General features: G+C 67.2%; 7 protein-coding genes and 3 pseudogenes. 4 read left to right on the top strand and 6 right to left on the bottom strand.

The features are described from left to right. Positions 1–120: 120 nt before the first annotated feature. Both BIV24_RS25260 and BIV24_RS25265 read right to left on the bottom strand, forming a co-directional pair. A pseudogene (locus BIV24_RS25260) lies at positions 121–1014 on the bottom strand (IS481 family transposase); the annotation flags it as partial. Between the two features lie 263 nt (positions 1015–1277). Beyond that, positions 1278–1811: a hypothetical protein gene (locus tag BIV24_RS25265; protein ID WP_071368737.1), complete on the bottom strand. Its 534-nt coding sequence runs from the start codon at positions 1809–1811 to the stop codon at positions 1278–1280. 172 nt (positions 1812–1983) lie between these two features. Between BIV24_RS25265 and BIV24_RS32485 the strand changes: the two are divergent. Next, positions 1984–2579 (top strand): annotated as a pseudogene (locus tag BIV24_RS32485) (transposase); the annotation flags it as partial. A gap of 85 nt (positions 2580–2664) precedes the next feature. Here the strand turns inward: BIV24_RS32485 and BIV24_RS25270 are convergent. Both BIV24_RS25270 and BIV24_RS25275 read right to left on the bottom strand, forming a co-directional pair. Beyond that, on the bottom strand, positions 2665–4851 hold the full coding sequence (locus tag BIV24_RS25270; RefSeq protein WP_245766940.1) for a M64 family metallopeptidase: 2187 nt from the start codon (positions 4849–4851) through the stop codon (positions 2665–2667). A 119-nt stretch (positions 4852–4970) separates the two neighbouring features. Next, positions 4971–6320 carry a M64 family metallopeptidase gene (locus BIV24_RS25275; protein ID WP_071368739.1) on the bottom strand — a complete coding sequence of 450 codons (1350 nt, stop codon included), beginning with the start codon at positions 6318–6320 and terminating at the stop codon, positions 4971–4973. 154 nt (positions 6321–6474) lie between these two features. Here BIV24_RS25275 and BIV24_RS25280 point away from each other — a divergent pair, with 154 nt between their 5' ends. The 3 genes and pseudogenes from BIV24_RS25280 (at position 6475) to BIV24_RS32495 (ending at position 8380) form a co-directional block, all read left to right on the top strand. After that, a complete protein-coding gene (locus BIV24_RS25280; RefSeq protein ID WP_071368740.1) occupies positions 6475–7836 on the top strand; it encodes a tetratricopeptide repeat protein in 1362 nt (453 codons plus the stop codon). 143 nt (positions 7837–7979) lie between these two features. Next, a pseudogene (locus BIV24_RS36550) lies at positions 7980–8177 on the top strand (transposase); the annotation flags it as partial. A gap of 14 nt (positions 8178–8191) precedes the next feature. Then, the gene (locus BIV24_RS32495) at positions 8192–8380 is read left to right on the top strand and encodes a hypothetical protein (RefSeq protein WP_177198815.1); all 189 of its coding nucleotides are present in this window, start codon (positions 8192–8194) and stop codon (positions 8378–8380) included. Positions 8381–8485: 105 nt separating this feature from the next. On the opposite strand, the gene BIV24_RS34575 is transcribed toward BIV24_RS32495, so the two are convergent. Together BIV24_RS34575 and BIV24_RS25295 are read right to left on the bottom strand one after the other, a co-directional pair. Continuing rightward, positions 8486–9484, bottom strand: a complete 999-nt coding sequence (locus tag BIV24_RS34575; RefSeq protein WP_107459703.1) for an alpha/beta hydrolase family protein — start codon at positions 9482–9484, stop codon at positions 8486–8488. A 564-nt stretch (positions 9485–10048) separates the two neighbouring features. Beyond that, entirely contained in the window at positions 10049–10666 is a 618-nt protein-coding gene (locus BIV24_RS25295; protein WP_071368741.1) for a hypothetical protein, read from the bottom strand. Between the last annotated feature and the right edge of the window lie 196 nt (positions 10667–10862).

Raw genomic sequence — 10862 nt, forward strand, 5'->3', positions numbered from 1 at the left:
AGGCACACGCGTTCGCCTTCACCCGGCTCCGCCGGCCAGGCCACAGCGGCGCTCCGCGCCCGGAAAGCAGGACACGGCGACGCTCCGCGTCGCTGTCACAAGATGCGATGCCCCCCGGCGTGAACGCCGGGGCCTCCTCGCAAGAAACAGGTGAACCCACTCACTGATGGCGGCCTGGGCTGCCTCGAGAGACGCGAACGGCCCACAGTCGTCGAGCAGTTCTCTGCGCAGGGTCCGGTGCCAGCGTTCGATTTCGCCGGTGGTGGTCGGTGAGTACGGCTTGGTCAGCTTGGCGCCGATCCCGTTCTCCCGACAGACCCGCTCGAACAGCACCTCCGCGGGCCTGGGTCGGGTGTAGCGGCCGGTGAACTGCTTGCCGTTGTCCGCGAGTACCTCGGCCGGCACACCGTGGATCCGCATGGCCCGCACGAACGCGTCGGCGACCGCCCTCCCGGAGGGCACCGCGAGCACCTCGGCGACCACGATGAGGCGTGAGTGGTCGTCGATCCCGGTGAGCATCTTGCACTCGCGCCCGTCGGCAAGGTAGATCCCGCCGACCAGGTCGAGCTGCCACAGATGCATCGGCGTCTCGCGCTGCCATCGCTTGTACCTGCGCCGATGCTGCTGTTCCTGCGGGCGCACGAGGCCATTGCGACTCAGAATCCGGTGGACGGTGGCCCGCGACGGAGCCCTCTCGGTTCCGGCCCGCTCGATCTCGTAGGCGATCCGTCGGGCTCCCCAGCGCGAATGGGACCGTCGCATCTCGCAGACCAGGGCCACCACCTCGGCCGGCAGCCTGGTCGGACTCGTCCGCGGCCGACGCGATACCTCCCGCAAGCCTTCGAAACCACCCGCGCCGTACTTCGCCTTCCACGTGTAGACCGACTGCCGGGAGACCCCGTACCGCTGGGCGACCTCCGTGATCGGCGAACCGTCGAGCACTTCCGGCACCGCCCGGTACTTCTGCTCAACCAACCAGTCCCCCTGCTGCCGGCTCTCCGCCTCCTCAGTCACACACGGAGCATCTGAAAACCCATCAGGAGCGGTGAAGGGTGTCCCGAGAACATCACGTCAGCTATGTCCTGAACCCCCACACAACAGTGACAGCGGCCACGTCGAATTCCCCACGTACGGCCAGCTACGACGTCACCCTGTGTATGCACCGGACGCTCCGACTTGTGGCTTGTCTGCGCCTCGTGGTCCGGCAGTACCAGCAGCGGACGAATGACCCCGTGGCCTGCGCGCGTCTGATCGCGCAGAGGACGAGGGGCAGTCTGCTATTTGCCCTTGACCTCCAGCGCCCCTCGCGCCAGGCCAATGAACGTGACGTACGCTTCCCGGAAATCCCGGTAGGCAGCGTCGTACGCGTCCCGGCGCTCAGGACTGTCGTCACCGAGCAGCGCGTTGAGCCGCTGCTGTACGAGCCGGGCCATGTTCCGCACATGATCCGCCGCGTCGGACACAGCGGCCGGACCATCGAGCCGGACCTCGTGCATCGCCCTGTTCATGTCCCCGATGGCCGGGCCGACGCGCTCGTACATCTGAGTCAGGAGCCGGCCCTTGCTGTCACGGTCACGCGCCGCATCGACGTCATCAATCTGCCACGTGACCACGTTGAACGCGTGCACGCAGCTCATCATCTCCCGATATGCGGATCGGCGCCGCTCACGCTCCTCGCGCAGGGCCTCTGCCCTTGTGGTTGTTTCGGCTTGGGCCCGCGCTGCGCGAAAGGTCGCCCGCGCGGTGATGTAGCTGGCTCCGAGTGCAGTCAGCGCAGTGAGGATGCCGACCCACAGTCCGCTGTTCGCCATGGCCGGAAAGTTTGTCAGCCGAGGGTGGCAGTGAGACAGCCCGCAAGGTCGATGAGCAATGCTCAATACCTGTGGATCACTCCTGACGGAAGGAGGCGTACCTTCCCGATGGATCGATCGATAGGTCATCGAGCAAGGCCAACGTTGCCGCGTCGGTCGGGAAGGCACGCCCGTGCTTACGGTAGTCAACGAGAACGGCACCACGCCAAGCGGCAGCTCGCTGCGGGATGAGATTATTCGGGAGCCCGCACGGCGGATGCTGGCCGCCGCGCTGGAGGCCAAAGTAACGCCTACATAGCCGAGTTGGCCGATGAGCGTGACGAGAAGGGGCGCCGCCTGGTAGTCCGCAACGGCTGTCACCAGCCCCGGCAGGTCACCACCGCGGCCGGCACGGTCGAGGTGAAGGCGCCGCGGATGAACGACAAGCGCATCGACGCCGAGACCGGCGAGCGCAAGCGGTTCTCCTCCGCGATCCTGCCGCCGTGGTGCCGCAAGTCCCCGAAGGTCAGCGAGGTACTGCCCCTGCTCTACCTGCACGGCCCGTCCTCCGGCGACTTCGTGCCCGCGCTCGAACAATTCCTCGGCAGCTCGGCCGGGCTGTCGCCGGCCACGGTCACCCGCCTGACCCAGCAGTGGCAGGCCGACCACGCCGCCTTCATGAACCGCGACCTGACGGAGGTCGACTACGTGTACGTATGGGCCGACGACATCCACCTCAATGTCCGCCTGGAGGAGGCCAAGGCGTGCGTGCTGACCGCGATGCCGGTGGACCGTGCCCGGAGCGAGCGCCTGCAACTGAACGGTGTCGGGCGGCGGTCCCCGGCGGGGACCGCCGCCCGACCGCAGGATGGGCTCAGTCGCAGGCGAACCGGTTGTAGGGGACCTGGTAGGTGGCGTCGAGCTCATGGTCGTTCGTGCCGTTGGGGCCCTTGACCTTCGCGCGCGCGGTCACCGTCGCGCTGCCGGTCTCGGTGGTCGGCTCGCCGGTGCGGAAGACCGCCGAGACCTTGCCGTCCGCGGGGACGTTCTTGAAGGTCTGCACGCCGTAGGACGTCTTCACCGTGAGGTCGGCCTGGTATGCCGACCGGTTCCGGGCGGACACCTCGACCTGCGTCTGATCCTTGACGCAGAGGGTCCCCGCGCTCGATGTGACGGGCACGGAGCCCGGCGGTGTCGGGTCCTTGGGGAGCACCGTGACGGTGAACTTCTTGGACGGTGCCACGTTGCCGGCGGCGTCCACGGAGCGGTACTCGATCTGGTGGGTGCCGTATCCGGGCAGTCGCTCGGCGAACGGTGAGGCGGACAGGCCTCCGGTGCCGAGGTTGCCGTAGATCAGACCGTCCACGTTCGTTCCGGTGGGAGTGAACAGGAACGGCTTGGAACTGTCCGTAGGCCAGCCGAAGTAGTGGAACCACCCGTCGCCGTCGACCCGGAATTCCGAGGTCAGTGCCCCTGGTTGGTCGTCGTGTGCCGTGAGGGCGAGGCTGAAGGAATCCTTGACGGTGTAGTGCGGCGTGCCGTCGCTGTTCTTCGAGACGCTGACCGGGTCCGACACAAGGTGGCTGGTGGTTGCCGCCGTGTTGTCGACCGTCCACCGTTCGGTTGCCGCAGGCGAGGTGGGCTTGCGTGAATCGCTTACGCTGACGTCGACATGATGGGTGCCCTTGCCGAGTCGGAGGCCGCCGAGATCGAGGCTCGTCGAGTGCCCCACGACATGGTCGTCCAGCCGCCACACCACGTTCAGAGCGTGGTCGCGCGGGTGACTCGGGTCGACCCACAGGACGTCAGTCGCCCCGACGGGCCGCTCGGCGGGCGTCGCCAGGGAGATCTTCGGATCGTCGTCGTGGGCGAACGGTGCGGAGGATGTCCCGACCGTCCACTCGCGCGTGGCCGTCATCTTGCTGCTGTTCCGAAGGGCGGGATCGCGGACGAAGTCCGTGTCGTCGACGACGCTCACACCGATCGTGTCGCCCGCGCGTGCGTGGAGGTCCCGCACATTGACGCTGCGGGCGTTGGCGACGGTGCGGACCACCTTGCCGTTGACGCTCCAGGTGGCGTCGAGCTCGTGATAGACCGGGTGAACGGTGTCGATCCACAACTCGTCGGTGAGGCCAACGGGTTCATCGGTGGACGTGGAGTCCTCGATCAGGTTGACGGCCCCCGACAGGCCCGCCGTCATCTGTTCACGACTCACCTGGTCCATGTAGTAGCCGAGCGACTTCATCATCGAATGCCGGCTCGGCCGCCAGACGCCCTCGGTGTAGTACATGCCGCCTTCGTACCGGCCGATGGTGCCGCCGGATTCGCTTTTCTCCCCCAGCCAGCGCCACCACTTGACCTTCTGGTCGCGCATCTGCTGCTCGGTCAGCAGGGTGTGATGGACCGACTTGGGTTCACCGCCGCTGTAGGTTCCGCTGGTCACTCCCCGGGAGTAGTAGTCGTACTCGTCCTGGAGACCGCCGAAGGAGTGGCCGAGCTCGTGCGGGGCGATCAGTGCCGACATGGCGTTGCCGCCGGTCGCTGTGGCGTACGAGCCACCCGCACCACCGTAGGTGTCGCTGTTGGCCAGCGCGAGGATCTGATCCGCCTTCGGGGCCAGGGCCGCGTACTTCTTGGCCGCGTTGTTGTCCATCACGAGCAGCCGCTGGATGCCGTTCGTGGAGCAGCCGCTCCAGAGCTTCATCCCCAAAGGAGTGTTGCGCATCGGGGAATCCAGCTGAGGGTCGCAGCTGATCCCCGACTCCTGGGAGGGAGTCTCGACGGCATAGACGTTGATGTAGTTCCGGTAGCTCTTGTAGGGCTCAAGGCCCCAGAGCACGTTGAGCTGTTGGTCGACCTGATCGAGGAATTTGGGCATCTCGGACGCGGTGTAGCCGTCACCGAGCACCACCAGGTTCCAACGATTCGACGGGTCGCCGGTCACCTGGATCGGAACGACCGTCGCGTCGTCGGCCGCGGCGCTCACCGGAGCGCCGGCCGACTGCCTTTCGGCACCCATCGCGGCGGGCGCGGCGGCCATAGCGCCGAACGCTACAGCCACCGCAACAAGTGGAACCAATATACGTTTCACAAGGAAGCTCCTTGACCTGTTGGTTTCCGAACGGCACAGGGTGTGGAGGCCGCCCGCAAGGCGACCTCCACACCCTGGTAGTCCAGGAGTCAGTGCCGGACCGTCCAGGACTGCTCGTCCTGGAGGGTCGCGGCGATCGCCGGGTCGCGCACGGCGTCCGTGCGGTCGGTGACGACGACGGTGAGGCGGTGGCTGCGGACGTCCCGCGAGTCCAGGTGGAGCGCGGCGACGGGCAGGGCGGTCCGGCCCGCCTGAGCGGTCAGCGACTTGCCGTCGAGGTACCACTGGATGTCGAGCTGCTGCTTGCCCGCCAACCGCGGCACCTCGACGCGCGCGGTGTCACGCTGGCGCAGCGTGCGGTCGGTGGAGGTGAGGGGGGTCGCGATGGAGGCGTGACGGTAGAAGCCGGCGATCATGGCCTCGCGGCCGGGGAGGTTGAAGGGCTTGCCGAGCACCCGCATGATCGAGCCATCGGTGGGCCGGTTGAGGCCCGCCAGGTAGTAGCCGCCGCCCTGGTACGAGCCGATCGTCCCGCCGTCCGGGGAGGTCTCGCCGAGCCAGCGGTACCACTTGGTCTGCCGGGCGGCCATGGCGTCGGCGCTCAGGGTGGAAATATTGGACTCCTCGGGCTCCGCGCCGGTGTACCGCTCGTAGCCCGGGTAGCCGGGGTAGAAGTACTCGTCGGCGAGCTTGCCGAGGGAGTGGCCGGTCTCGTGGATGGCGACCTGGCCGGACTGGGCGTTGTGGGCGGAGGCGGTGGAGATGCCCTCGTAACCGAGCGTCTTGCTGGGTGTGTTGTAGCCGGCGCCGCCGTACTTGGTGCTGTTGGCAACCACGATGACGAGGTCCGCCTCGGGGGCCTTGGCTACGTACGAGTCGACCTTCTGCTCGTCGATGCAGAGCAGCCGCTCGATGCCGTCGCACCAGAAGTACGAGCCGAGCGCGGTGTCCTTGACTACGTCCTGGCCCGGATCGCCGGAGACACCGGAGTCGTTCGAGACGGCGTCGACGGTCCAGACGTTGAAGAGGTTCTGGTACGAGGTGTACGGCTCGACGGCTGTCACCTCGGCCCACTTCTCCTTGGCGTCGATGTGGAACTGGTCCAGTTCGGCGGCGGAGTAGCCGTCGCCGACGATGACCACGTCGAGGCGGTCGGCGGTGGGGCCGTTGTCGATGACCTTGGTGACATCGCCGTCGGCCCGGGTCTCGGCGGCGGAGAGCGGAGCGGCGGTACGGGCCCCAGGGCCGCCCTTGGCGGACGGCACCCAGGTGTAGCCGGAGCCGGCCTCATGGTGGCCGTGCTGATCGATTTTGGCATGCTCGTCGCCAGGTATCTCGACCTTGACCTGCCTGGTCGCCTCCGGGCCTGCGCCCGCGGAAGCGGGGCTGGGGACGCCGACGAGAGCGGTCATGGCGACGACCACTACGGCCGCCGCCATTGATCTGCGTATGGACGGGCGCAACAGTCTCTCCTCAGAACAAGTATCTTAAGTGCGTACTTCAACTCGCTTAATAAGGCACTTAACTTAGGGTCCTCTACCAGTGCCGCACAATGCCCTTGCGGATGTGAAACCGTGGAAAGAGGAACGCACCATGGACGAACCGGCTGTCATCGGACAGCGTGTACAGCGCCTGCGTGTCGAACGAGGTCTGACACAGCGGCAATTGGCCGAGCCCGCATACACGGACGCGTACATCTCCACACTGGAGTCCGGCAAGGTCCGCCCCTCTGAGACCGCCCTTCGCTTCCTGGCCAAGCAGCTCGGCACCACTTACGAAGAACTGACCACCGGCCGTTCCGCCCGCCTCACCACCGAGTTGCGCCTCGCCCTCACCGGCGCTCGCCGCCTGCTCGCCGCTGGCGCCCTCGGCGAGGCGGCCTCCCGCTACCGGGAACTGCTCGCCGAGGCCGAGGACCTCGCCCTGGAATCCGAGCGGGCCGACGTGCTCACCGGGCTCGGCGAATGCGCCCTGGAGAGCGGCGAATTGGACGCCGCCCGCGAGTACTTCGAGGCGGCGGAGCGGACCCTCATGTCGGCCGGCGAGCCACTCCCCCGCCGGGTCCGCGCCCTGCGCGGCCGGGCCGTCGCGCACCTTCTCGCCGGTGAACTGAGGTACGCCTGCTACGTCCTGGAGACCGCCCTCGACGAACTGAACGCCCACGGCCTGCACGATCCAGATGCCCTTGTGCTGCTGTACGCCTCCTCCATCGGCCCGTACATGGACATGGGAGCACACGCCCGCGCCGCCCAGGCCGCCGAGCTCGCCCTGGCACTGGCCCCGCGGGTCTCCGACCCTGCCCTCGTCGCCGGCATGCACCGCAGCGTGGCACGCACCCTGCTCGCCGAAGGGCGGATCGCCGAAGCCGACGCCTCACTCGCCAAGGCTCAGGACCTCTACCAGCAACTGCAGAACCGTACCGAGCTGGCCCACTGCCACTGGATGCGCGGCTATGTGCATGCCCAGAACAACGACCTGGAAGCCGCCGAGCACGAGTTGCGCACCGCCCGAGAGATGCTCGCCGCCCGCAGCGCCACTCTCTATACCGCACAGGTCGAGGTCGAACTGGCCGATGTGCTGCGCCGCCAGGGAAAGTGCGAGGAGGCGGTGGCCCTGCTGTCCCGGCTGCTGGAGCTCGGGGCGGACCTCGGCGAAGGACGCGGTGCCGTCCACGCCGCGGGCGCCCACCGGCTACTGGGACTGATCGCCGAAAAGGAGAGCGCGGACGAGCAGGCCGAGAAGCACTACGTCACGGCACTCGCCCTGCTGGAACGCAGCAAGGCGGCGGGCGATCTGGCCGACCTGTGCCGACTACTGGGCGATCTGCTGCGACGTACGGGCCGCACAGAGGCCGCGATCGACGCGTACCGCACCGGCCTCGGCCACCGAGCGGCGCCGGGCACCACCACACTGGGCCCGGCACCCACGGCACCGCCTTTCCGCAGCGACTGGTGAACACTGCGCCTGGCGAGAATGTCACCCATGCAGCTCGGGGGCTTGTTCGGTGCTGCGGCAGGATAAGTACTCGTGTTGCTTCGTCTCGCCTACCTGACCATCACCAACGCGTTCGCCGCGCTGGGACGGCTACCTAGGAGCGACCCAGCGAGGACGCGGCCACGGAGCGGTTCCTGGAGTTCCAGGAGTCCTGGGGCCGGAAGTAAACAGCGATCGTGAAGCTGTGGTAGGACGCATGGGCCGAGTTCGTGCCCTGCCTCTCCTTCGACGTCGAGATACGCAAGGTCAACTGCAGCACGAACGCGATCGAGAGCGTCAACGCCCGCATCCGCAAGGCCGTCCTTGGAATCCAGTGATGGTCGCAACACCCCAGGGGAACGAGGCGTTCCACCGCCTGCGCGCGATCCGCGACGCCTATGCCCGTGGAGTGGCTGTCGGCTCCGCCGACGACGCGCCCCTGATAGAGCGGCGACGCAAGGCTATGGCGCAGATGCGTCGCCTCATGCGTGAGGACCTGGGCATCGGACCCCTCGGTATCGAGTGATGTGTCACCAGCCCTGAGCTCGTCCCTCGCGAGGTCCCCGCCACCGTGCAGGTCACAGCCATTGGCGACCATCCCGCCTAGCCGGCGCTGCATGGCAGTACGTGGTCAGCAGGTCGACGGGGCGGGGTGCCCCTGCAGTCTGTCGGTCATCCACCCGATCATGTCCTTGTACGCAGCGCTCAGTACGCTGTCGTGGGTGGCTCCGGGGTAGATGCGATAGTCCACGGTGTCGCCGAGGTTGCAGAGTTCCCCGTTGAGCTTGGTCGTTGTCGCGACCGGGATCGTCTGGTCCTGGTCCCCTTGCAGAAGCAGGATCGGCCCGGTGGAGCGACCCTTGGCCGGTTCGAGGATGTCGACGAACCGCCGCAGCGCCGGGTTGTCGGCCCAGTCGGGGTTGCCGATGCGATCCAGCTGCACGTTGTCCAGGTAGATGGTCAGTTCGTCATCGCAGAGCTTCTTCACCAGGGGGATCTGTACAGCGAGTTCCGGTGCCAGCACATCCGTGTATCGGATACTGGGTGAGTACAGGTGCGCCCCCACCGCCAGGTAGGCGGCCAATGCAGCCAGTCCCGCGTCGATCGGGGGCCGGGCGGCGGCGAACATGTCCATGACGTCTTTGAAGTGGCTGGGCGGCGCGAGCGACACGGTGCCCAGGAAGCGCAGCCCCGATGCCTCTCGTGCCACGTGCTCGCCGACCCGCAGGACTGCCGCCGCGCCTTCCGAGTGGCCAATGGCGAACCACTGCCGTCCCAGCTGCGACGACACCTGCCGCGCCGCCACGACACTGTCGATCACGGACCGGCTGTTGAGGTCCGTCTGGGGGAAGTTATGCAGCTTGTCGGGAAAGCCCAGTCCCGGGTAGTCCGTGCCGACGACTGCGTGGCCATCCCGTAGAAGGCGCGCGGCGAGATCCTCGTATTCGGGATAGTCACTTTGGGGGTAGAGGTTCGCGTGACGCGAGGGGGCACAGCTCGGCCCCACGCCCGCTGTGCCGTGGCTCCACGCGACCACCGGCCACCCCCCGCTGGGAGCACCACCGAGCGGGACGAAGACGAAGCCCGTGACCGCGATGGGCTCCCGGTGCAGTCCGACCGAGCGGTACATGATCCGCACCGTGCGTGAGCTGACGCCCTGCAGACGGGCGGTCACCGCCATCGGCTCCGACGCCAACAACGTCCCCGGTGACGTCCTCTCCAGCGTCTTCCGGCTCGGATACTGATAGAAGTCCCCGTGTCCGTGCGGGGAATGGGTGGGTGTGGCAGCGGATCCCGCCGCGTTCGCCGCTCCCATAAGAAAGGCCAGTACGGTCAGCAGGAAGAGCAGGCCACGAGTTGACCTGCGTTTCAGCGTCGGCAGCACAATCCGGCACCTCTCGATCGATCTTGGTTGACGGGTCGGCCCTACAGGTTCCATCGCGGACCAGCCACCACCCTGATCACCGCTCTTCCCACTCGCATGGACCAGCCCGCAGGGTCCATGCGCGGGCCACTGTCGTCTGCCACAACCGACCCAAGGGCGAGCACCCCGTTGAGGAGGCCGGCGGCTTGCACCTGCCACGGCCGGTAGCGGCCCCGGAGGGGCGCCCTGGCGGTCCGGGCAAGGCGTTGAACTTGGAGGAGGTTCTCGTTCCGCCTCATGACGGCAACCGGGTCGCGTGCGCCTGCCTGCTCAGTCCTGACGAGGAGGATTCGGGCCGGCCACGGCCATCTCCTTCCTCGCCCGAGCTCGGTCGAAGCACCACGCACCCAGACCCACCAGTACGGCCGCCCCGAACCCGTATGCCGGCAGCCACAGGGTCGTAGTAATTGACAGGCAGTCGGCAACAGCATCATGGATCTTGATTTCCTGCGCGTGAGCCAAGGCGGCTCTGTCGCGACCAACCAGGTCGGCCAGCGCGGCCTCCGCCTGGAGGCCCTCGTACTTACCCATCTCAGGGCACCCGCGTCGAGTGCCTGGCATCGGAAACAACCACGTTGAGCGCTGTAGCGCGGGAGCCAGTGTGATCGCTACGCACAGGCCGACGACCAATGAAAATGCGGCCAGATTCCGCATGTACGCAGATCCGAGGCCGGGCATCCATGTCGGCAGTCGGTAGAAGGAGAAGATCACCGCAAGAAGCGTCACCCCGAGGTAACTGGAGAACCATTGCCAGGAACCCTGCGCGAGTGCGGCCGTCAGCACGGCGGCGAGCGCAATGCCGATGACCCCTGGCTGACCTGGAGTGTCATGGACCGCACCAATGGATGCCGATTGCCGGGCTTCTTGAATTCTGGGGTGGTCGTCCATGGTCTCTCCTGCGTGGTTCGGAGACCATCAGCATCCGGGCATAGTGCGTTTCGCCATAGCGCCATGCCGGACCGGAGCCGAGGCCCCGCCCGATTGGCTGGGATTCCAGGCCCGGCGCTGCCGCCGAGGGGCCGAAGCCGTAACAGCTAGTGCTGCTCCGAGTTCGTTCGTGGAGGTGTCATGCGGCTTTGAGTGG

It is taken from the genome of Streptomyces colonosanans (assembly GCF_001866645.1).
In the GTDB taxonomy this organism is placed as follows: Bacteria; Actinomycetota; Actinomycetes; order Streptomycetales; family Streptomycetaceae; genus Streptomyces; species Streptomyces colonosanans.